18 protein-coding genes and 2 tRNA genes are annotated in these 23,367 nt (G+C 53.5%); 17 read left to right on the top strand and 3 right to left on the bottom strand.

What is annotated here, in order from left to right:
- Positions 1–372 precede the first annotated feature (372 nt).
- Positions 373–445: transfer RNA gene (locus JUE67_RS10930), tRNA-Thr, on the bottom strand.
- A gap of 466 nt (positions 446–911) precedes the next feature.
- Here JUE67_RS10930 and JUE67_RS10925 point away from each other — a divergent pair.
- Positions 912–1,739, top strand: coding sequence for a DNA/RNA non-specific endonuclease (locus JUE67_RS10925; protein ID WP_203637157.1), 828 nt, complete (start codon positions 912–914; stop codon positions 1,737–1,739).
- A 251-nt stretch (positions 1,740–1,990) separates the two neighbouring features.
- On the opposite strand, the gene JUE67_RS10920 is transcribed toward JUE67_RS10925, so the two are convergent.
- Positions 1,991–2,377: a hypothetical protein gene (locus JUE67_RS10920; RefSeq protein WP_225423263.1), complete on the bottom strand. Its 387-nt coding sequence runs from the start codon at positions 2,375–2,377 to the stop codon at positions 1,991–1,993.
- Positions 2,378–2,449: 72 nt separating this feature from the next.
- On the opposite strand from JUE67_RS10920, the gene JUE67_RS10915 reads away from it, so the two are divergent.
- The 7 genes from JUE67_RS10915 (at position 2,450) to JUE67_RS10885 (ending at position 9,819) form a co-directional block, all read left to right on the top strand.
- Entirely contained in the window at positions 2,450–2,959 is a 510-nt protein-coding gene (locus tag JUE67_RS10915; protein WP_203628374.1) for a hypothetical protein, read from the top strand.
- 217 nt (positions 2,960–3,176) lie between these two features.
- Positions 3,177–4,643, top strand: coding sequence for a peptide MFS transporter (locus JUE67_RS10910; RefSeq protein WP_203628373.1), 1,467 nt, complete (start codon positions 3,177–3,179; stop codon positions 4,641–4,643).
- 65 nt (positions 4,644–4,708) lie between these two features.
- On the top strand, positions 4,709–5,518 hold the full coding sequence (locus tag JUE67_RS10905) for a metallophosphoesterase (protein ID WP_203637156.1): 810 nt from the start codon (positions 4,709–4,711) through the stop codon (positions 5,516–5,518).
- Positions 5,519–5,610: 92 nt separating this feature from the next.
- Positions 5,611–5,691, top strand: a tRNA-Tyr gene (locus JUE67_RS10900).
- Positions 5,692–5,844: 153 nt separating this feature from the next.
- Positions 5,845–6,747, top strand: coding sequence for an acyltransferase (locus JUE67_RS10895; protein ID WP_203637155.1), 903 nt, complete (start codon positions 5,845–5,847; stop codon positions 6,745–6,747).
- Positions 6,748–6,951: 204 nt separating this feature from the next.
- On the top strand, positions 6,952–8,451 hold the full coding sequence (locus JUE67_RS10890) for a DUF6056 family protein (RefSeq protein ID WP_203628370.1): 1,500 nt from the start codon (positions 6,952–6,954) through the stop codon (positions 8,449–8,451).
- 273 nt (positions 8,452–8,724) lie between these two features.
- Positions 8,725–9,819: a serine hydrolase domain-containing protein gene (locus tag JUE67_RS10885; protein WP_203628369.1), complete on the top strand. Its 1,095-nt coding sequence runs from the start codon at positions 8,725–8,727 to the stop codon at positions 9,817–9,819.
- Between the two features lie 122 nt (positions 9,820–9,941).
- On the opposite strand, the gene galU is transcribed toward JUE67_RS10885, so the two are convergent.
- Positions 9,942–10,841, bottom strand: coding sequence for a UTP--glucose-1-phosphate uridylyltransferase GalU (gene galU, locus JUE67_RS10880; RefSeq protein ID WP_203628368.1), 900 nt, complete (start codon positions 10,839–10,841; stop codon positions 9,942–9,944).
- A 127-nt stretch (positions 10,842–10,968) separates the two neighbouring features.
- On the opposite strand from galU, the gene JUE67_RS10875 reads away from it, so the two are divergent.
- From JUE67_RS10875 to JUE67_RS10835, 9 genes are all read left to right on the top strand, one after another.
- Positions 10,969–12,921 carry an alpha/beta hydrolase family protein gene (locus JUE67_RS10875; RefSeq protein WP_203628367.1) on the top strand — a complete coding sequence of 651 codons (1,953 nt, stop codon included), beginning with the start codon at positions 10,969–10,971 and terminating at the stop codon, positions 12,919–12,921.
- 71 nt (positions 12,922–12,992) lie between these two features.
- The gene (proC, locus tag JUE67_RS10870) at positions 12,993–13,793 is read left to right on the top strand and encodes a pyrroline-5-carboxylate reductase (RefSeq protein ID WP_203628366.1); all 801 of its coding nucleotides are present in this window, start codon (positions 12,993–12,995) and stop codon (positions 13,791–13,793) included.
- A gap of 87 nt (positions 13,794–13,880) precedes the next feature.
- Positions 13,881–14,582, top strand: a complete 702-nt coding sequence (locus JUE67_RS10865) for a GntR family transcriptional regulator (RefSeq protein WP_125697539.1) — start codon at positions 13,881–13,883, stop codon at positions 14,580–14,582.
- 181 nt (positions 14,583–14,763) lie between these two features.
- On the top strand, positions 14,764–15,504 hold the full coding sequence (locus tag JUE67_RS10860; RefSeq protein WP_225877953.1) for a WecB/TagA/CpsF family glycosyltransferase: 741 nt from the start codon (positions 14,764–14,766) through the stop codon (positions 15,502–15,504).
- 16 nt (positions 15,505–15,520) lie between these two features.
- Complete coding sequence (locus tag JUE67_RS10855; protein ID WP_203628364.1) at positions 15,521–16,984, top strand: nicotinate phosphoribosyltransferase; 1,464 nt, start codon at positions 15,521–15,523, stop codon at positions 16,982–16,984.
- A gap of 33 nt (positions 16,985–17,017) precedes the next feature.
- The gene (gene nadE / locus JUE67_RS10850) at positions 17,018–17,845 is read left to right on the top strand and encodes an NAD(+) synthase (protein WP_203628363.1); all 828 of its coding nucleotides are present in this window, start codon (positions 17,018–17,020) and stop codon (positions 17,843–17,845) included.
- A 53-nt stretch (positions 17,846–17,898) separates the two neighbouring features.
- Entirely contained in the window at positions 17,899–19,848 is a 1,950-nt protein-coding gene (locus JUE67_RS10845) for a CDP-glycerol glycerophosphotransferase family protein (protein ID WP_203628362.1), read from the top strand.
- A gap of 259 nt (positions 19,849–20,107) precedes the next feature.
- On the top strand, positions 20,108–22,765 hold the full coding sequence (locus JUE67_RS10840) for a cation-translocating P-type ATPase (protein WP_203628361.1): 2,658 nt from the start codon (positions 20,108–20,110) through the stop codon (positions 22,763–22,765).
- Positions 22,766–22,787: 22 nt separating this feature from the next.
- Entirely contained in the window at positions 22,788–23,225 is a 438-nt protein-coding gene (locus JUE67_RS10835) for a hypothetical protein (RefSeq protein ID WP_203628360.1), read from the top strand.
- The last annotated feature ends 142 nt before the right edge of the window (positions 23,226–23,367 follow it).

Raw genomic sequence — 23,367 nt, 5'->3', positions numbered from 1 at the left:
AATACTGGAATGAAGCCATTTAGAAACAGACAAAATTTTATATTATTTCATCTGTCAACTTGACAGGGCCGACCGCATTCGAGGTTGGCTTTTTTGTTTGCAAATTTTCAATGCAGATGATCCGGGCGAAGGCACATCGAACAGAGATTGATGTAGGCAACGAAACGGGCGTTACCGAATGCCTTTGTGTTGTGGCTAAAGACTAGCATCAAAAGCACGCTCATTGGGAAAGAATCACGAGCGCCCATTGAGACACACGTTGCAGTTGTGGCGCAAAGAGTCCTGTTGTCTCCAAGACGGAAACATACCAAATAAAAAGTGCCCTGAATGCTGATAAATCAACATTCGGGGCACTCATGGGGAAATTTCTGCTGCCGGCTAAAGGACTCGAACCTTCGACCCTCGGTTTACGATACCGATGCTCTACCAACTGAGCTAAGCCGGCATTTCGTTGTCGCAACAACAAGAATGATTATACAGGAATCTCAAAATGCTGTAAAGGCCTTTTTGAGGGCGTTTTGCGCGTGTGGGTCAGGCTTTTTGGTTCCATGAGAAAAGCGCCGTTGCCGTGCGAGTGCGCGGGGCTTTTCAGTTGATTTCATTATTAGAAAAGCCCGGTAATACATGGCCGAGTGTCGACGTTGTGATACTATAAAAACGGAAGCCGCCACCTTTTCAGAAACACATCATGAATGCCACAACCTCTGTTGAGGGACGGTGTGCGTGCAAAGCGGTGTGGACCGCATGCGCGTTTTTCGTACGTAGCCGGTCAACCGGTTAAAGAAGCGCCAGTTGAAACGCATTTTTGGCGCAGCCTGCGTAATCTATCAAGCACAGTAGAAAAGCCCAAGGCCAACCTGGGCAGACAAACACGACGCCTGATGTAGGACGTCGTTTCTGGGGGAGAGATCATGGCAAAACGGGGTAAACGGCGGCAGAATTCCATACTTGGGCTGGCAGTTGTCATTATCATGGCACTGGTCGGCGGCGGGGCGCACCTTCTGAATTCGGGTGGGTCGCAAAATGCCGCACCGGCCGGGACAACTGCGACAGTCGGCCAAACGCAAACGCGAAGTGAGAAAGAGGAATACGCCTATCTCGCCAGGCTAGATTATCAAAATAATAGTGAGCCGGTGCTTGAGCTTGCGAAAAACAAAAGTGGCCTTGACGCTGCCACGTGGAATGGCCCCCGCATTGTCTATGGTGATCTGGATCAGTTGAACCGGACGACCACGAATATTGGCTATCTTAACCGCCAGACGCTGATCAAGTCGGCGGGGCGGCCTAGACAGGACTGGCAGCCAACAGGATGGCATAATCGGACCAGTTATGTCGATGGCAAACAGGTCAATCGCCAAAACCGCGGGCATCTGATCGCCTATACGCTATCGGGCAATTTGAACAACGACGGCCAATATGCGCAGGGAAACCTCGGCTCCAGCGATAATCCTAAAAATCTTGCCAGTCAGACCGAATACGCGAACCAGGTCCTGATGCAGCCATTTGAGCAGCAGGCGCGCGACGCGATCGCCAGTGGGGAGAAGCTGATCTATAAGGTCACGACGGTTTTTCGCGGCAGCGAGCTCATGCCGCGTGGGTACTGGCTACGTGCGTTGACCACAGATGGTGACCTGGATTTCAATGTGTATATTTTCAATGTGCAAAATGGTATCCGGTATGACTATGCAACGGGTCGAAGCGTGGTAGACAATAAGGTCGTTGTCAAAGAGGAAGAATAAGCCGGCAGTGGCTGTCAGTGTGATGGCTAGCTACGTGGTGACGGCTTGCACCAATAAAGAATCCAAGTCGTCGCAACACGCAATAAGGACGATTACGCGGCCACCCGCCCAGACGAGCCGGCTTGGTCAAAGCCCGTCTGCCTCATCTAGAAGGTTGCTCCCGTCACCATCCGGGAGCTTTTTTCATTTCCGTGGCCGCCAAAAAAGCGCGCCAGTTGCCTCGACTGGACGCGCGCATCGTCACTTTCGCGTTAGTTTTTGAACCGCAACTTTGGCAGATCGACATGCGGCACATCCTTGAGATGCTGCCAAAAGATCAAGTCGATACTGTGGTCGGGGTAGGTGTAATAGTCGACTTTCATTTCAGTCAGGTCTTTTTGCATCACCGCGAAATACAATGGGCGCGGGGCGTCCTCGAGTCCTGCGGTGATCACGAAGATGTATTTGACCATCTGTTCAAAAAGCGGCTGTGTGAGCCCGACTTCCTGAACGAAAGCCATGTCGACGTAACTGATCTCATCGGTGTCGCGGACGAGCCCGATGTGTGAAACGGGGAAGCCGCCATAATTCCCTTGACGATCGATGTACCACACCAAGTGTTTGACTTGGCGGATGTCAAAGGCGGGTTTATGAAACATGAGGTGCCAAAGCGCCAAAACGAGGTCATCTCCTTTGGTGTATAATCGACTTCATATGAGCGGAGGGATCAAATGCAACAAATAAAACGCGCCGCGCTGGTGCTGACCCTGATCTTAGGATTGGGCGCCTGTAGCGCAAACACGACTCAGCAGTCGGCAGACAGCAGTTCCAGTAGCAGTTCGACGAAGGTGGTCGTCACTAAGAAAAAGTATACCAGAAATGAGCTCGAGCAGCGCTTCGACTCGACGGCGCAAGCGGTGATCGATCCGATCTCCGCGGCGGCAGATGGCAAAGGCGGCCAGCAGGTCAATGACTTGGCGAAAAAAAGCCAGCAGACACTGGCCACGACGCAGGCGCAGCTTGAAGGCAATCAGACTGAGCCTGCGTTGACCAAGACATTGACCGAATATGTCAAACTCAGCAACGACGCCCTGACCAAAATGCAGGGGAAAAGTCAAAGCGCGTATGACAAGGCAATCAAAAAGTTTGTCGATCAGACAAGCGCGATTGCCAAAAAGAATTTCAATAATCGGCTGCCGCAAGCCTTCAAAGATTATTATAAGCAACGCAACGGCAAGTAGCCTCAGAGCCAGCTGGCAGATCACGATGATCACCGGCTGGCTTTTTTGATGAAAAATGAAAAAACGTTTGGTTGAGATTAGAGTTCTCTTTTGATAGCGGTTGTTAAATGGCAATAAAGCTCATGCAAATTGCGGTGCCCGTGAAATGCGGCTATAATTTTAACATGTGTTTTTTAACGAAAATCAGGTGCGACAGCATCTTGGAATGGAGCTTCTCATGTCTAAACAACCGCCAAAAACGTTTATGGGCCATCCACGCGGCCTCTTGACCTTGTCGTTGACTGAATTCTGGGAACGATTCAGTTACTACGGCATGCGTACCATCTTGATCTATTACATCTACTACGCCGTCAGTGAAGGGGGCCTCGGGTTTGATAAGCCGACCGCCCTGTCGATTATGTCGATCTACGGCTCGCTCGTCTACCTGGCCAGCACGATCGGCGGGTTTGTCTCCGACCGTCTGCTTGGCCCGCGCAAGACGGTCTTTTGGGGCGGCGTGCTGATCATGTTCGGCCACATCGTGCTGGCTTTGCCGCTTGCCGCAACCGGCCTGTTCGTGTCCATCGCGCTGATTGTTCTGGGCACCGGGCTGCTCAAGCCGAACGTCTCGGAAATGGTGGGCGACCTTTACGCGCCGGAAGATATTCGCCGCGATTCGGGCTTTTCCATTTTCGTCATGGGCATCAACTTCGGCTCGCTGTTGGCCCCGCTGATCGTGGCCTGGGTGCAGGACAAGGTCAACTTTCACGCCGGTTTTTCGCTTGCGGCGATCGGCATGTTTATCGGCCTGATCTATTACGTCTGGTCTGGGAAAAAGACGATCAATCCGATCGACAATTTGGCGCCCGACCCGTTGCGGCCAGAAGAGCTGCGGCCACTACTGAAAAAAGTCGGCCTGGGCCTGGCCGCGCTGGTGATCGTCTTAGCGGCGATGGCCGGGCTTCACGGGTTGACCATCGAAAATGTGATTCTGCTGATCACGATCATCGCCGTGGCCGTCCCGGTTGTTTATTTTGTGATGATGCTGACCAGTCCCAAGGTGACAAAAATCGAGCGGTCGCGGGTGTGGGCCTATGTCCCGCTATTCATCGCGGCGGTGATCTTCTGGGCGATCGAAGAGCAGGGCTCGGCGGTCCTCGCCACGTTTGCGAATACCCAGGTGCGCCTGAACATCGGCAGTTTCCACATCTTGCCGGGATGGTTCCAAATGCTCAACCCATTTTTCATTCTGGTGTATGGCCCGCTGTTTGCGCTGCTATGGGTGCGCCTTGGCAAGCGCCAGCCCAGTTCACCGAAGAAATTCGTGTACGGACTGATTTTCACCGCCTTGTCCTATCTGGTGATGGTTGCGCCCGTCGCGCTATTTGGTCCTTATGAAAAAGTCTCCCCACTGTGGCTGGTGCTGTCTTGGGCGATCGTCGAGGTCGCTGAAATGCTGATCTCGCCAGTTGGCCTGTCCGTCACCACGAAGCTCGCGCCTAAAGCCTTTTCCTCGCAAATGATGAGCATGTGGTTCCTCGCCGATGCGGCTGGGCAGGCGGTGAACGCGCAGATCGTACGCTGGTACACGCCGCAAACGGAGATCGCGTATTTTGCCGTGATCGCCATTGTGACGGCCGTCTTCGCCGTTGTGCTGTGGCTCTTGTCGCCGCGCATTGAAAAATTGATGGCCGGCGTCAATTAACATCGCTGGTCGCCGTGCCGCCGCCGTGTTAGAATGACGGTACTTTCAGCAAGGAGGCGGCAGCCATGCGCATTGCGATCAGTGTCGATGATCATCTCGATATCAACAAAGTCGACGAGTCCGAGCTGATTCCGCGCCAGGCGGAACTGCTGGTCAAACAAGGGGTTGACCTGTATCTCAACGCAGGGGATACCTACAACGATTTTGGCAAGACGCTGGCCTATTTTCGCCGGCTACAAGAAGCCCTTGGCACCGCCGCGCAAGTCCGGTTTATCGCGGGCAATCACGACCTGGTGAACGGCATTTCATATGAAGAGGCGCAATCCGCCGCCGATCCGCTGTATCTCCATGAAAAGTCGCTCAGCTTGCCGGGCAGCGAGACCGTCGTGATCGGCAACAATGGGTGGTATGATTATTCCCTTGCCGAACCCCCGCAGCGCAGCGATGCCGCCTATGCCACCTGGAAGCGTGCCTACTGGATCGATGGTCAGATTCCCCAGCCAGTGAGCGACTGCGAGCGCATGGCGCGGGTGCTGTCCACGACTGAGCAGGCGCTGATCGCCGCCCACGGGAAAAAAGTGCTGTATCTCACGCATTTTGTCCCGCACCCCGCGTATATCTATTTCACGGGGCATCGCATGTGGCAAATGGCGACCGCGTTGATGGGGTCCGCCCAGCTTGGGGCCTTGCTTGCCAAATATGGCGTGTGGGCGGCGGCGTTTGGCCATTTGCACAAGCGCGACACGCCTTGGCAGCTCGACGGTGTGACTTATTATCATCAACCGGTCGGCTATGGCATGCGGCGCCGCTTTGAGTGGCAAAGCCATGACTTCTTCACGGAATGGGAAAAGACGCTGGTGATATTGGATGTGTAAGGCGGGTGGTTTGCCGCACAGTCTCTGCGATCTCTATTGATTCTTTCGTGAAATCCCTGTACACTGATTAACGTTGACTTAGGTCACGTTTTGGAGGATTAGCGAAGAGGCTAAACGCGACGGACTGTAAATCCGTTCCTTCGGGTTCCTAGGTTCGAATCCTAGATCCTCCATCGTAGCGAATGCATCTGCATTCGCTTTTTTAATGGTTGAATGTAGTGGGTAGAGTTATCAAAATCGGCGTGTCTCAATATATGCCGCCGAAACTTTACAAGCTTGTTAGAAGATTATGGGTGACTTATAATCTATACATATAACAATTAGAATTGGTGGTGTATTTTTTGGAGATAGTGACTAAGACTAGTGACTTTGACAATCTCGCAACCAATCGTGTGATTATCAACGGCGAAAACAACGTACAGATGACTAATTCATCAATTCAATTCGAAGGATCGGGAAATCGGCTTTTTCTCGATAACAACGCGCGGCTGAACAAAACTCGTTTAAAATTTCATGGGAATAACTCTTGCATCTGCGTTCGAGCAACAAAAAATGGTAAAGTCAGTATCAGTGCAGGTATCTATTCGAACTCAATCTTGTTTTTTGGTGAGGATTGTACATTTAATGGTGTGCTGAATCTTGTGCTCTCTGAACATCACAACGTTGTTATTGGTGCGGATTGTATGTTTTCTTTTAATTGCTGGATTCGAAATGCTGATGCTCACCTCATCTATAACGTAGAGGACCTGGAACGCTCGAATGTAAGCAAGGACATCTTGCTTGGCGATCACGTTTGGATTGGCCAGAATTGCACAATCTTAAAAGGGGCCTACGTCGGCTCAGGGGCAATTCTCGGCCTAGGTTCTATTGTGGCTGGTCGAGTTCCATCAAACACGATACTTGCGGGTAACCCTGGTAAGGTTGTGCGAAGCGGGGTGTTCTGGACGCGTACCCCTACGCACGGATTTGATGTAGAGGCCTCCGATGCTTCAATGGTGTATCAAGGAGACCCCTCAAAGTACTTATTTTCTGGCAATCCCAATGTAGGTCTATTTCAACAGGAACTGGCACAATACTCAGCTTCAGCTCCGCAGTATCAGGAAAACGCACCGGTTGAAAGAATTCTGAAGCGGCTGATTGCTATTGGCCCATTGGTCGTGACAGTAGGCCAGAGACTTTCAAAGATTCACAAGCCACATCGCTTCTTTTGGCAGGGGGCTAGGGCGTAAGGACAAAAGAGCTCTATTCTGCCAAAAACCAGCGATGCATCAAAACTATCGGCTAAAGGTTAAGGGGCACCCTTTGGTCACATACCCTATGGAATACCTGTTGTTGGGTTGCAGTATCTTAATAGCAATCTTCGAAACATTGACCTTCTATCGGGGATGCTATAGAGCTGGTGATTGTCAAGCACTTTACTGGAGGGTAAAAATATGCAAAAAGTTCAACATCACACCAATCCCTTTTGGGGAATGAGCGCTGTTCTTATTTTCTTTCTGATACTGGCATTTGTAACACCCTTAGGAGGAGATGATTGGACGTGGGCTTCTGCACGGGGACTGTTACGTCTTAAAAACCATTTTCAGGGATATAATGGCCGGCTCTTGAGCAATACGATTGAGCTTCTTATCACTCGGAGCACGATCGCCAGAGTTCTAGTAATTGGAGTTACTAATGCGGGGTTGGTCTACCTTACCACCCGATTTGCGGTCGGAAAATCAATTCACTTGTCAGGCTTTTTTCTGTTGACCACTGGCCTGTTCGTGACCATCTCCACCGAAGTATACGCCCAGACCTTTGGGTGGTTTGCCGGGACGGTCAACTATATCTTTAGTTTGCTGCCAGTCTTGGTATATCTTATTTGGGTTAAGGAGGGCAAGGACAACCCGAAGGTTGGTTGGCGATTAACACTCGCATTATTGGCTCTTGGTGTCGTGTCCGCGTTGAACGTCGAAAATATTACATTCTATGGTGTGCTCTTAGCCATTGCCGTTTGTTGGTTTCTCCGACATCGCTCTCTTCGGCGTCGTGCTGGCGCCATTGGCTATTTGGTGGGTATGGGTATCGGCGCCTTTGCTATGTTTGACAACCAAGCCTATATACAGATCTTCACGGGTAATTATGCTGTACGTCAGACCACGCTTGGAGGACACCTGATTTCTGATGCGATAATGTTGTATACTACACAGATGTATAAGTACATATTCCAGCAAAATGGGGTTATTCTTAGCGTACTTGCTGTCAGTCTCGTCTGGTTGATGGCTGCGGATAAGACAGGCCCGGCAATTATACGTTGGGGGTGCTCGCTTGTCTTGGTAGGGTACGCATTCTTTGCGCTGGCGGTCCGGAACCTTTTTCCCAGTACAAATTTCGATACATCGCGTATCGCAGTCGCAGAGAGCCTGATGGCAGTGTTGTTTCTTGTGGCAGTGATTGTCGCAATCTCTGTTAGCATTGCTGATTCAACCGTCCGAAACACGATCTGGTTCTGCATAGTATCAGCCGTCCTTGTGACTGCGCCATTTGTTGCCATTAAGCCATACGGACCCCGTTCTGCATTTTCTACTATCACATTCATATTGATTGCAGCGTTAGTGGCACTTAATTGTGTATTCAAGACAATGCCGAATCTTCCGTTTGCCGTTCTACCTAGTTTTGGAGTGATTACCATGGTATTTATGGTGATTGTAATGAGCGCAAATGGAATAGTCGACCATTCGCGAACTGCGGCTATTCAAAATCAATTAAGCAACTCGCCTGAAACTGTGTATGTGCGGAAATTACCGTTTGAACAATATAATTGGGACACTTCCCCAGCTGTCTATCGCTTTCAGTATTCAATGTATAAGTCGCGGATGGCGATTCCAACAAAGACCAAGCTTGTTTTTGTTCCGTTCTCAAAATGGTATTTGTATGCCAAATTTGCCAAGTAATATGGCCTTGCATTGTCTATCAACGATTGATTTGTACAGGTGTCACAGGTTCTTTTCACCAATAACTTTCTGAGATTTTTTAATGGAAAGCAAATGTCTCTATAGGGGAATCACCCCGACCATTCTGATAGCCTAGGACGGTAATAAAAGGCAATTTCGTGAATCGATTTTGCCAGGCTGAAGAGGTGGTATGCGATGCGGCAACGAAGAACACAGTATTTGTCCAGACACAAACGATTGAGAAGGAGAGGCGTGATACTAGCGGGCCTTCTTGTGGCAATCAACGCCATGGGTATTGTGAAGTTTAGCAGCTCATCCCAAAGACCTTTTGATACGAGAACGTCTGGGCAACGACCAACAATACAAAACTCATCTTTGAGTCAGCCAGAGAATGCTGTTCAGCGGGATCTATCAGAACGACTAACTGGCAGTCATTTCAATGGCTCTGCAGTGATCGTCAAAAACGGCCAGGTCATTGCAAGCTTTGCCCATGGCATCGCCGATGCTAGCACAGATCGACGTATCGATCAGAACTCAACTTTTGAGATTGATTCCGTTCAAAAAAGCTTGACGGCGGTGTTGGTAATGCACCAGATTCGTGCGGGGCAGTTGACTCTCGAAAGTAAACTCGCCCAGTTCTTTCCCGCTATTCCTGGAAGTGGTGAGATCTCAATCAAAAACTTGCTGTCCATGACGAGTGGGCTCAGAATCTCGAAAGCTTATCATCCGACAGCATATATTAACGATGTGGATGAGGGTAATCAATTGGTGCCGTTTTTCAGCTACGATCCGGCAGTAAGGGGGCAATGGCATTACGACGGGTTTAATTATGCGCTCCTTGCGGCAATCATCTCTCAGGTGTCCGGCAAACAATATCCCGAGCTGCTAAGATCAGATATCATGCAGCCATTAGGTATCACAAACTACGCTTTTGCTTATGATGCTGGGAACGGCACGAAGACGACGGGCTATATGCGCGGCCAAGATTATACCATACAGGACTTTTCTCGGCCTGTAGCGGTATCGGCAGCAAAGGCACATTCTGAGCTTGGTACGGGACAATTATTATTGACTGCGCATGATCTCGCTGAAATCGAATGCGCGATCGCGGACGGCCGGCTGCTGTCTCATTCTGAAAAGGGATTACTCTATCAATCACTTGTAACGAGCAAAGTTGCCTATGGTGGGGGCTTGTACCTGTCTGGAAACTTCCGGCGAGCACAAGGCTACGGGGATGGCTATTGTGCCTTTTTGCGAGTTAGTCCAGATGGGCAGGAGGCGGTAGCCCTACTCACAAATATTCAACCTGCCAGTAATCCATGGTTGAAAGTTGCAGATGAGCTAGCCTCACGGTATGTCTACAGCTGATCATCATTTCGTTTAAAGGTCTATTCATCTAAAAGAGGCCATCGCAATCTCGCACACGAATATCGTGGCGATAGCGATGGCCTCTCTTTTTCTATGATTTATTAATCCGCGATCGAGCGTGGTTATTTTTCCGTCGGTGGTGTCTGGCGCAGGCGATCGGCCAACGCCAAAATATAAGCCCGCAACTCGTCTTTGACTTCCGGATGCGTCAGGCCATATTCGATGTTGGTCTCAACATAGCCGGCCTTGTTGCCGACATCAAAGCGCTCGCCTTTGAATACATGGGCAAAAACACGCTGCGTCTGGTTGAGAGTGTCGATGGCATCAGTGAGCTGAATCTCATTGCCTTTGCCCGGTTTGGTGTGTTCCAGTACGTCAAAGATCTCAGGCGTCAGCAGGTACCGCCCAATGATCGCCAGGTCGCTTGGGGCATCCTTGACCGCTGGCTTTTCGACAAACTTGCGCACGTTGTAAAGATCTGGGGCGACTTCACTGCCGGGGTCGATGACACCATAGGAAGACACATCCTTGTGCGGCACCTTTTTGACCGCGAGAATTGAGGCGTGGGTCTTATCGTATTCGTTGATCAACTGCTGGGTCAACGGGACCTCATCGTTCATCAGGTCGTCGCCGAGCATCACGACAAATGGCTCGCCGGCGATGAATGATTTTGCCAGGCGCACCGCGTCGCCTAACCCACGTGGGTAAGGCTGGCGCACGAAAAACATGTTCACACCGATGTCGGTGGTCTCGTGAACGAGTTTGAGCAGGTCAGTTTTCCCTTTGCTTTCAAGATTGGCTTCGAGTTCAGGAGCCGAGTCGAAATGATCCTCGATCGAGCGCTTGGATTTGCCCTCGATGATGAGAATATCCTCGATTCCACTAGCCTTGGCTTCTTCGACGATGAATTGAATCGTTGGCTTGTCAACGATCGGCAGCATTTCCTTCGCGAGCGCTTTGGTGGCGGGCAAGAAACGGGTCCCGAGGCCAGCTGCCGGGATGACGGCTTTCCTAACTTTCATGTGCTCCATCCTTTCTTGATCCTCTTAAGTATACGGTATCATCGGCCGAGATGATAGGCAGACGCATGATTGACACGCCACTGGCCAAAAGATACGCTAACTATAGATTATTCAGGAGGCGATATCGATGAACGTACAAGCAGACGATATCTTCAAAATCAAGACGTTGAGCCAGCCGCAGGGCGACGGGCGGACGATTTTTTATCAAGAGAATTGGATCGATGAGGCGGACAATGCCTATTACTCGCGGCTGCGGAAGCTGGATCGTGCCACGCGCCGTCAAGTGCCATTTGGTCACGACCAGCAACATGACCATGCGCCAAAACTTGATCATGCCCAGACGACGCTTGGGTTCCTCAGCCAGGATAAAGATGGCCAGCCTCAAGTGTTCGTCCAGGCGACTGATGGCGGTTCAGCCCGCCAGTTGACCCATGAAAAAGATGGTGTCGGCGATTTTCTGTGGGCGGCCGATGATGCCTCTATTTTTTACCAGACCCAGACAACGCCGGCAAAGCCAGACCCAAAGCGGCCGGCGGTGAAAACAGTGACCAAGGCGCAGTACAAGCTCAACGGGGCCGGCGTGTTGCCAGAAGGGCTGACGAGTTCACTGAAGCAACAGACCTTGGCAAATAAAACGGGGCAGACGCTGTACACCAACCCAGACGGCTTCGGCTTGGCCGCAGTCTCTCCGGCAGGCGACACGATCGCCTTGGCGCTTGGCCGTGATGAAAAGGATGACAAGAATTTTGGCTCGCAGGTGGGGCTGTTTGATTTGGCCACAGGCAAGGTGACACTGCTGGCGCTTGAGGCCCCGCAAAGCGCGCTGGAGGCATTGACGTTCAGTCCGGATGGCACCCAGCTCCTGTTGTTTGGTAATGAAGGCCGACTGCCGAATGTGCAGCAAAATCATCTCTGGCACGCCGACCTGTCGACTGGCGAGCTGACGGATACGACCGCGGACCTCGATCTGGACATCACCGGGATGATCACCGGCGATAGCCAGCGCGGGCTGTCCGGTCGCGGCGCCGCCTTTGCGACTAGCGATTATTATGTGACGACCGGCTTTGACCATGGCCGCGCGAGCCTTTATGTCGGCGGGCCGGATGAGCCGCTTCACGTGCTTTTGGGCGGCGACCGGCACATCACGGATTGGGCGCTGACCCCGGATGGACACGGCCTAATTTTCACCTGCAGCGACCCCGTTGTCCCAAGCCAATTGCGCTATTTTGACTTGATCACCGAAGACGAGATGCTACTGGTCGACCCGAACACGCGCTATGAAAATTCGCATACGCTGGTGGCCCCTGAGGAGTTCAACTTTGATCGCGGTGAGTTCAACATCGAGGGCTGGTACTATGCACCGGCCACGGCCAGCGCTGAAAAGCATCCCGCGATTCTGTATGTTCATGGCGGCCCGCAGGTGGGGTACGGCGACACGTTCTTTCATGAGATGCAGTTTCTCGCAGGCAAGGGCTACGGTGTGATCTGCCTCAATCCGCGCGGTGGGGCAGGCTATGGGCAGGCGTTCACGGCGGCTGTCATTCAGCATTACGGCGAGGATGATTATCAAGATCTGATGACCGGGGTGGATGAGGCGCTGCGGCTGGATCCGCAGATCGATGCGACTCATGTTTATGTCACCGGCGGCTCCTATGGCGGCTTCATGACGAACTGGATCGTGACGCACACAGACCGGTTCAAGGCGGCGGCGACCCAGCGCTCGATCTCAGACTGGATCAGTTTTTATGGGACCTCAGACATCGGCTATTACTTCACGCCGTGGGAATTGCAGGGCACCTGGTCCGGCGACACGGAAGACGTTCAGACCCTGTGGAACTTTTCCCCGCTGAAGTACATTGCAAACGTCAAGACGCCGACCTTGGTGCTGCACGGCGAAGAGGATCAGCGCTGTCCGATCGGGCAAGGCGAAGAGTTCTACACGGGCTTAAAAATGCATGGCGTTGACACGAAATTCATGCGCTTCCCTGGCTCAAATCACGAGTTATCGCGGTCCGGTATGCCGCATTTGCGCATCGCCCGCCTGAATGCGATCGCGGATTGGTTTGAGGCCCATCGCTAATTTTTTGGCGCATCGCCGTCCCAATCGTGGCCGGTTGCGCGATCTGACAGTGATCAACGGAGGAAAACAATATGAAACTTGGCTTTATCGGCGTGGGCAATATGGCTCAGGCCATCATCGAAGGCTTGCTCAAGGCGCAGGCCCTGACGCCAGGTACCATCCTAGTTCATGGCGGACACGCTGCGCATTTTCAGCCATACGCCGAGGCACATGGGCTGCAGGTCGCGCCGGATAACGCGACGGTGGCTGCCAGCTGTGAGGTCGTGATTCTCGCAGTCAAGCCGACGCTGGCCGCATCGGTCTGTGCCGAGATCGCGGAAGGGGTGCAAGCACATCGCCCACTGGTCGTCTCTCTGATGGCAGGGGTCTCCCTGGAAAAACTCGCCACGCTGTTGGGCGATGCCGCCTTGCCGCTGGTGCGCCTGATGCCAAACCTCAACGTCGCGATCAACGCGGGGATGACGGCCTATGCGCTCAACCAGGTCGCGGCGGCGCAGGCCCAGCAGGTGATCGATCTCTTTTCCCCACTCGGCGGGCTGACCGAGTTGCCAGAAGCGGATTTTGCCACATTTGGCGCGCTGGCAGGCAGTGCCCCGGCCTTCGTCTATCTGTTTATCGACGCGTTGGCCCGCGCCGGCGTCAAGCATGGGTTGACCAAGCAAGCAGCCACCGAGATCGTGGCTCAAATGCTGGCTGGAAGCGGGCAAATGGTGCTGGCAAGCGATGAAAGCCCGTTCGACTTGATCGACAAAGTCTCCAGCCCCGGTGGCACAACGGTGGAAGGAATTTTGGCGATGGAGGCGCATGGTTTTTCCACAGCGACTGTGGCTGGGGTCGATGCGACGATCGCCAAAGACCAGGCGGGTGCTTGAGTGAGTCACAACGGTGCTTGTTTTGTTGGTCTATACCATTTATACTGGACAGGTAATCAGCAGAGCAAGTAGGAAAGGACGAGCGCAGTGGAATCTCCAGTCTATATTCAGATTCATAATCAGATCCGGCAGGACATCGAGGCAGGTAAGTGGCAGATCGGTGATCGTATCCCCTCTGAGCGCGACCTCGCCCAGTCGTTCAGCGTTTCGCGAATGACGCTGCGGCAGGCGATTCAGACCCTGGTGGATGAAGGCATTCTCGAGCGTCGCATCGGCGCTGGGACCTATGTCGCCAACCAGAAGGTGCAAGAGCGGGTGTCCGGGGTCACAAGTTTTACCGACCTCATGCTCGCACAGGGCAAAGTCCCTTCGAGCAAAACGATCTCGTATCATGTCGCCAAGCCGTCTTTGTCCGAAAGTGAGAAGTTGAAGTTGAACGACGGCGATCAGATCTTGCGGATGGAGCGGATTCGCTTTGCCGATGAGGTGCCGATCTGTTTTGAGGTCGCCACGGTGCCGTATGATCTCGTCAAGGATTTCAGTAAAAGTGAAGTGACCAAGTCCTTTTACCACGCCTTGGAGAAAAAAGGCGGCTTCCACATCGGCGGCGCGTCGCAGACCGTTTCCGCCATGCTGGCCAGTGAGCGCATTGCAGAATACCTCGACATCAAACGCGGTGAGGCGATCTTACGCTTGCGCCAGATCTCACTGCTGCAGGATGGCCGGCCGTTTGAATATGTCCGCACCCAGTATGTGGGCGAACGGTTTGAATTTTTCCTGGAACGCTAAAATAATCGACGGTGTCACGACTCACAATTCGGTGAGCCGTGGCACCGTTTTTGCATCCCGATTGGGCGGCGCAGTAAAGTATTCCTAACGCCTTGCAGAAAAGGTGAGCTTGCCCGCTGAATTTGGTATAATATTTCACAAATAGCCCCGTGCGTGGCGGGCGACCAAGGTGGGTGAGGGTGTGAAAAAGATCGAGGTGCTTGGCGTGACGTTTGACGCCGGCACAAAGCAGGCGGTGCTGGCTCAGCTCGCGGGCAGATTGGCGGCGCGGCAAGGGACATTCGTCGTCACCGCCAATCCCGAGATCGTGATGAAGGCGCGGCGTGATTCCGATTTTGCCGCGCTGGTCAAGCAGGCGGATCTGGTCACCGCAGATGGCATCGGGGTCGTGCAAGGCGCCGCGATGCTGGGTCGGCCGCTGCCGGAACGCGTGACCGGCTACGACCTGCTCGTGGACTTGCTGGGGCTGGCCAATGAGAAGCACCTTCGCGTTTTCCTCATCGGCGCCAAGTCCGAGGTGATCGCCCAGACCGCGGCCAAGGTGCAAGCCACGTATCCGCAACTGGTCCTGGCCGGGGCCCGCGATGGGTATTTCGACCTGACCGATACCAGCGTCATTGACGCCGTGGCCTCTGCGCGCCCGGACATGGTCTTTGCCGCGCTGGGGGCGCCAAAACAGGAACAATTTTTGACCCAATTGCGCGCGCAGCTGCCGCATGCCTTGTTGATGGGGGTCGGCGGGAGCTTTGATGTGCTGGCCGGCGTCGCCAAGCGCGCGCCAGGGTGGATGCAGCACGCGCATCTTGAATGGTTGTATCGGCTCATCAAACAACCCAGTCGACTCGGCCGGATGATGGTCCTGCCGCAATTTGTTTTTGCTGTCAGAAAGCAGCGGCGCGCTGAACGCCAAGCTCACAAGTAGCCTAAGGAGAATGATCATGACGACTTATCCAGACGATGGATTAGCGCTTCATACCGATTTTTATGAACTGAATATGATGTGGACTTACTGGAAGCAAGGCATTGCGGAAAAAAATGCCGTGTTTGAATGCTATTTTCGCGATCTTCCATTTGGCAGTGGCTTCGCTGTTTTTGCGGGTTTGGAGCACGTGGTCGATTACCTGACCCACTTGCAATTTTCCGAATCCGATCTGGCTTATTTGCAAACGACCACGACGTATCCGCCGGAATTCATTCAATACCTGCGCGACCTGCGCTTCACGGCCTCGGTGCGCTCGGCGGTGGAAGGTGACCTTGTCTTCAACAATGAGCCGATTTTCCAAGTCGAAGGCCCGCTGGCGCAATGCCAACTGGTCGAAACGGCGATTCTGAACATGATCAATTATCAAACATTGGTGGCCACCAAGGCGGCGCGGATTCGCGCAGTCGTTGGGGATGACGCGCTGATGGAATTTGGCACGCGCCGCGCCCAGGAAACTGAGGCCGCGATGTGGGGCACGCGGGCAGCCTACATTGGCGGCTTCAACGCGACCTCAAACGTCCGCGCTGGCAAAGTCTTCGGGATTCCGATCTCTGGTACCCATGCGCATGCCTTGGTGCAGGCGTATCGCGATGACTACACCGCGTTCAAGGCCTATGCCGAAGCGAACCGCGATGTCACGTTCCTTGTCGATACTTATGACACCTTGCGTTCGGGCGTGCCGGCCGCGATTCGTGTGGCACGCGAAATGGGCGACAAGATCAATTTTCAAGGGGTGCGCATCGATTCGGGCGATATGGCCTATATCTCCAAGCGCGTTCGCCAGCAGCTCGACGAAGCCGGGTTCCCCGATGTGAAGATCATCGCCTCAAACGACCTGGATGAAAACACCATTCAGAACCTCAAGATGCAAGGTGCCAAGATCGATACCTGGGGCGTGGGCACCAAGGTCATCACCGCGTATGATCACCCAGCCCTGGGTGCGGTCTACAAGCTGGTCGCGATCGAGGATGAAAATGGTGAGATGGTGGACACCATCAAGCTGTCCAGCAACGCTGAAAAGGTCTCGACCCCAGGCAAGAAACAAGTCTGGCGCATCACCCGCCACAGCAATGGCAAGTCAGAAGGCGACTGGATCGCCTTGGCGGATGAAGATCCGCGCGAACTCGACTCCCTGTACATGTTCCATCCCAATTATCCCTACATCAACAAGACCGTGACGGATTTTGACGCGCGGCCGGTGCTTCAGCCGATCTTTGATCACGGCAAGCTGGTCTATCAGTTGCCGGCGCTGACCGACATCCGCGAATTTGGGATGCACAGTGTGGATTCGTTGTGGGATGAATACACCCGTGTGCTCAATCCACAAGATTACCCAGTCGATCTATCGCAAAAAGCATGGGACAACAAGATGAATCTGATCAATCAGATTCGTGCGAAGGTCAACAAGCACCGTGCATAAGTGCGGCGTCGCTCATCAATGGAGGCATTTTTTATGAGAGAAAAACAAGCAGAGATCATCGCGGCCTTGCAGGTGCAGCCGACGATCGATCCGCAAACGGAGATTCGTCGCAGTGTCGATTTTCTGAAGGCCTATTTGCGCCGCTATCCTGGATTGAAGACTTATGTGCTGGGCATCTCCGGCGGTCAGGATTCCAGTTTGGCCGGGGCCTTAGCGGAACGTGCGGTGACCGAATTGCGCGCGGAAACGGGCCAGCCGGATCTTCGCTTCATCGCGGTTCGCCTACCATATGGGGAACAGGCGGATGAGGCAGATGCCATGGCGGCCATCGACTTCATGAAGGCCGATGAGACGATGCGCGTCAACATCAAGGCCAGCGTGGATGCGATGACAGCTGCCGTGACGGCCAATGATCTGCAGATCTCCGACTTCAATAAGGGCAACATCAAGGCGCGCGCTCGGATGATCGCCCAGTATGCAATCGCTGGGGCAACCAATGGTGTTGTGATCGGGACAGATCATGCCGCAGAAGCTGTGACGGGTTTTTACACCAAGTTCGGCGATGGCGGCGCGGATGTGACGCCACTGAGTCGGTTGGACAAACGACAAGGCGCCGCGATGTTGCAGGCGCTTGGCGCCCCGGCCCATCTCTATGAAAAAGCGCCGACTGCGGATCTTGAAGAGGATCGGCCGGCGCTTCCTGACGAGGTCGCATTGGGAGTCACGTACCGCCAGATCGATGACTATCTGGAAGGCAAAGACATCGATGTGAAGGCGGCCGAGACAATCGAAGGCTGGTATCAGCGCACGCAGCACAAACGCCACCTGCCGATCACAGTGTTTGATGATTTCTGGAAATAAGCATTTTTGGTTGATGCTTGCTTGGTGTCATTCATCGGATGAGGAGGATCACTTTGGTCAAGCAGAATCTGGACGCTTATACAACCGCGGATGGCTTGCTGGTCATTAAGGCGACAACACCGCTCCCCAACATTCGCGTTATTGGAAAAAAGACAGCCAAGACTGTCTCATTCACTGACTGTGGGGCTAATCGCTACCAACTGACGGCGGCCGAGTTAGATGGCGTGCTTGAGGTGGGAATCAAAGATCGCGCGGATATTCTCTTCGGAGAAGCCGAGCCTGTTTCAACGGATGATTTTACATTTTGCTTGGACGCGCATCCGAACGCTTTGGCGGTGAAAGTGGGCGATGACCTTGTCTCCCTTTACGTTGCGTTTGATGGTAAGTTACGTCTGATTCACAGCCTGTTGCCAAGCATCAAGACCTATCTGACTAGCTGGCAAGCCACGACTTTAGGTGGGGATTCAGATGGCCTACGAATTGGGGTCGAAGTCACGCCACGCTATTTGGCGCTATCATCCGTTCAGTTGCAAGTTCGGGTCCGCGACACAGACCGGGTCTACGAGTCAACAGCCTTTCCGTTGAGCGAGTTGACGGCAAGTGGAAACCAGACGGCGGAGATCTGCTTTTCACCAGAAAGTCTTTTTTCAACGCTGTTTGACAAGCCTGACCAACTCGACAACACCTATGACACCTCGCTGTATGACGTCTTTATCCGTTTCTCGAAAGAAGGCGTTGCGCTTGCTCGGCCCTGGTTGAGGTTATCTGCTCAAGAGGCTGCATTGCCAACTGAGACAACGATCGTCCCTTACAAACCCGGCTTCTCGGCGTCGTTTTATTGGTACCTCACACTGTACGGCAACCTTTCTTTCAGAGAGACTGTCATTCCAGAGGAGGCTGTCAGTTACCTCCAGCAAATGCCCCAAGAAACGGCGGCCTCACAGCGACCCATTGTCCTAGTCTGCGAATATCCTGAAAAAGCGCAAGACAATGGCCTCGCTTTCTTTAAGTATTTACAGAAGCACGAACAGAAGAATTTTGAGAGCTATTACCTGATCAGTCGGGATTCGCCCGATCTCAAGAACTTAGCGGACTATCGGGCCAATGTGGTCTTTTATCGCTCAAAAGAGCATTTCAGCCTTTTCCGCAGAGCCCAATTCCTGTGTCACAGTCACTCTTCAATTTTTGCGCTCCCGATGTGGAGAAATGACTTTTTGACCGAAAAAACTCAGATGCACAAGATCTTTCTTCAGCATGGAATAACGGCCGCCAAGAATGTTAGTTGGGTTTATGGGAAAACTGCCGATCCGAATTTTACTGATATGTTTCTTGTTTGTTCCGAGCGTGAACGGCAACTGGTCATAGACGAAATGGGCTATTTACCAAATGAAGTGGCAATTACAGGGTTTGCGCGTTTTGATAAACTTCTTCGCCACAGAGGTCGCTTATCGGCTTTCCGCTATCGCAACTCGCTACTGGTCATGCCAACATGGCGTCAGAAATTGGTGAAGCTGTCAGATACAGACTTTATGCAAACGGACTTCTATCAGCAGCTTTCACACTTTTTGGCGTCAAAGGAACTGGCGGCGCTCGATTTTACCGTGGACCTGTATCTCCATCACAACTTCCAAAAGTTTTCGCACCTCTTTCACGCGCCTAACGTCAGGGTGATCTCTGAGGACGAGGCTGATGTTCAGCAGCTGTTGCTCACGCATGGCACACTCGTCACTGATTACTCGAGCGTCGGCATCGATTTTGCGCTGCTAGGACGCCCCGTTGTCTACTATCAATTTGCCCCTGAGAATGATCATCTAAAAACAGGGGAGTTATATCTTCCAGGTCCTGCCTATGCCGAGGAAAGTCAGGTCATTGATTATCTGGCGACTAAGCGCCGGCGCAATGTGCTGGACGACCAGTATCGAACCATTGTCGAAAAAAGTTTGTACGAATTCCGGGATACAAAAGCTTGCAAGAGAATCGTCGATGTGATGAAAGCGTTTTGATCTGAGGCGAGACAAAACGGCTCTTGGGTCTCTTGTGCATCCCGTGTCAGTCCGTTATAATGTCCATAACGCATAAGGGAGTAACTAGCGGTCTAACCGCGGCAACGCCACCAACTAGAGAGTTAATCTGGTGTTGTCTTAATTAGTGAGACTTATGTCTGCATGTGCAGGCATGAGTCTCTTTTTTTACCGCTAGGCGGCCCTGATGGCTAGAAAGAACGGTGGCGCAATCAAGTGACCACCCAGAGGAGGAGTTCAATTGACCGATCAACCTGTTTATGCCCAGACCCCAGAGGCCGTGGTGGCGGATGTGTCATCTGACATTGCCCGCGGCCTGACGAAAGGCGAGGCCCAAACGCGCCTGACGACCAACGGCCCTAACCGCTTGGCCCAGGGTAAACGAAAGACCCTCGCCCAGCGCTTTTTGGACCAGTTCAAGGATTTCATGATCATTGTGCTGCTGGCGGCCGCGCTGATCGCGGGGCTGGTGGTGCATGAATGGGCCGATGCCGGTATTATTTTGGCCGTGGTCATCATCAATGCGATCTTCGGTGTTTTCCAGGAAAGCAAAGCTGAAGAGGCAATCGATGCCTTGCAGAAAATGGCGACGCCGAATGCCCACGTGCTGCGAGATGGCGAGGTGCTCACGATTCCGTCCAACGAATTGGTTGTCGGGGATATCGTGTTGCTCGAAGCCGGTGATGTGGTGCCGGCGGATCTGCGCTTGATCGAAAGCGCGAACCTTAAGATCGAGGAGTCCGCTTTGACCGGCGAATCCGTGCCAGTTGAAAAAGACACCGCAGTTATCTCGAAAACTGAGGTCGGCATCGGCGATCGCACCAACATGGCGTTCATGAATTCGAACATCACCTATGGCCGCGGCACCGGCGTCGTTGTGGCGACAGGGATGCAGACCGAGGTCGGCCGCATCGCCGGCATGATCAACTCGGCCAAAGAGACCAGCACCCCGCTCCAGGAAAACCTCAGCCAGTTGGGCAAACAGCTGACGGTGATGATCTTGATCATCGCGGCGATCGTTTTTGCCGTTGGGATGTGGCGCCAGGCGGCCAGCTTGCCGGAAATGTTTTTGACCGCGATCTCCTTGGCGGTGGCTGCGATTCCGGAAGGGCTGCCAGCCATCGTCACGATCATCTTGGCGCTTGGCACGCAGAAAATGGCGAAACGGAACGCCCTGGTTCGTAAGCTGCCGGCGGTCGAGACGCTGGGCTCCACCGATATCATTGCCTCGGATAAAACCGGTACTTTGACCCAAAACAAGATGACGGTTGAAAAGACCTGGTATGATGGCGGGCTGCATGACGCGAAGGCCGGTGTTGAAAGCACCAATCCGCTGATGCAGATCATGAATTTTGCCAACGACACCAAGATTCAAGAAAATGGCAAAATGCTTGGTGACCCGACCGAAACGGCGCTGGTCGCATTTGGCAAGGCGCATGCCTATAACATCGATGCCGAACTGGCTAACATGCCGCGTGTGGCGGAAGTGCCATTCGACTCTGAACGCAAATTGATGTCAACGGTGCATGACCTCGGCGACGGAACCTTCTTCGTGGCCACGAAAGGCGCGCCGGATCAGCTGCTCAAGCGCACCACCCAGATCGTCGACGATACCGCCGTCACCGCACTGACTGAGGACCGTAAGCAGGCGCTGCTGACCGCCAACACCGGCATGGCCAAACAGGCGCTGCGGGTTCTGGGGATGGCTTACAAGATCATCGATGCCATTCCGGACCCGGTGAACTCGGACACCATCGAGCAGGATCTGATCTTCGCCGGCTTGGTCGGCATGATCGATCCGGAACGTCCAGAAGCTGCCCAAGCGGTCGCGGAAGCGAAGGCCGCTGGGATTCGCCCGATGATGATCACAGGCGACCATCAGGATACTGCTGAGGCGATCGCCGGGCGGCTTGGCATCATTGAACCTGGCGATGACGCTGCGGTGATCACCGGAGCCGAACTCGACCAGCAAAGCGATGCCGAATTTGAAAAAAATGTCGTGAAGTATTCCGTGTATGCGCGGGTGGCGCCTGAGCATAAGGTCCGCATCGTCAATGCCTGGCAAAAACGCGGCAAGGTCGTTGCGATGACCGGCGATGGCGTCAACGATGCGCCAGCCCTGAAAGCCGCCGACATCGGCATCGGCATGGGCATCACCGGGACGGAAGTGTCCAAAGGGGCGTCAGACATGGTGCTGGCTGACGATAACTTCAGTACCATTGTGGTCGCGGTGGAGGAAGGGCGCAAAGTCTTTTCCAACATTCAAAAGGCCATTCAGTACCTGTTGTCGGCCAACCTTGGGGAAGTCTTGACGCTGTTCATGATGACGATGCTGGGCTGGGATATCTTGGCACCGGTCCACATTCTTTGGATCAATCTGGTGACCGACACCATTCCGGCGATCGCGCTGGGCGTTGAACCGACCGAACCCGGAATCATGAAGCAAAAACCGCGTGGCCGCGCCTCGAATTTCTTCTCCGGTGGCGTCGGGCCAGCCGTGATCTGGCAGGGGATGCTGGAAGGACTCCTGACCCTGGGTGTCTATTTTGTCGGCATCACATGGCCCGTTCACACGGGCAACGCCGCGATTCACGCAGACGCCTTGACCATGGCGTACGCGACGCTGGGGCTGATCCAGCTGTTCCACGCCTTTAACGTCAAATCTATTCACCAAAGCCTGTTCACAGTCGGCGCCTTCCACAACAAGGCCTTCAACTGGGCGATTCTCGTGTCATTCTTGCTGCTTGCCGTGACCATCCTCGTGCCAGGCTTCAACTCGCTGTTCCATGTGACGAGCCTGGATGGCTTCCAGTGGGCGCTGGTGCTGGGTGCAGGCCTGCTGATGATCATTATTGTCGAGCTGGTCAAATTGGTGGAGCGCCACGTCAAAAAGGCGTAAACTTTTGGCTGGAGGTTTTGTCATGAATAAAAATCAGCTCAAAATGATGCACTATGGCACCACGATCGACAAAGTGATGAAGGACACCGAAGCCCAGCAAGAGGTGCTCAGCCCATTGTTTGAGGCGCTGCGCAGCGCAATCGATGCAGGCACCGAACAGGCTTTTGATGCCGAGACTTACACCGAGACCAAGACAGCCTTCACAGCCGGCACGGCGGTGTATGCGTCGCTCAGCGACAAACTGGCCGCCTTAGCTGCCCCGGCACGCCTGATGGGCAACCATGTGCTGCTGAAAAACACTTACGCGGATTTTGTGGCGGGCTGTCAGGCAATGACGGCCAGCCTCGGGGATGCCCCGGCGGACTTGGATGTCGCGGCCTTCAACAGTGCCGAGGCGGCGCAGGATGAGGCCACCGACAAGCTGATGAAGTACCTGCAGCGCATCTCTGCGTTAGTCTAACGTCTTTGCAGATCCAATCGCTCCGGCCGACCCTGTCACGCGCAGTTTGCGTAGCGCCAGGGTCGGCCGGAGCTTTTTGTAGCGGGGTGGCCGCTTCCGACTTTTTTATGAAAGCGGGGAAGCGGGTCAGCCGTCTTTCGGT

The organism is Lacticaseibacillus mingshuiensis (genome assembly GCF_016861785.1).
Classification (GTDB): Bacteria; Bacillota; Bacilli; order Lactobacillales; family Lactobacillaceae; genus Lacticaseibacillus; species Lacticaseibacillus mingshuiensis.
The sequence above is the reverse complement of the archived record's forward strand: the minus strand, read 5'-3'. Positions and strand labels throughout refer to the sequence as shown.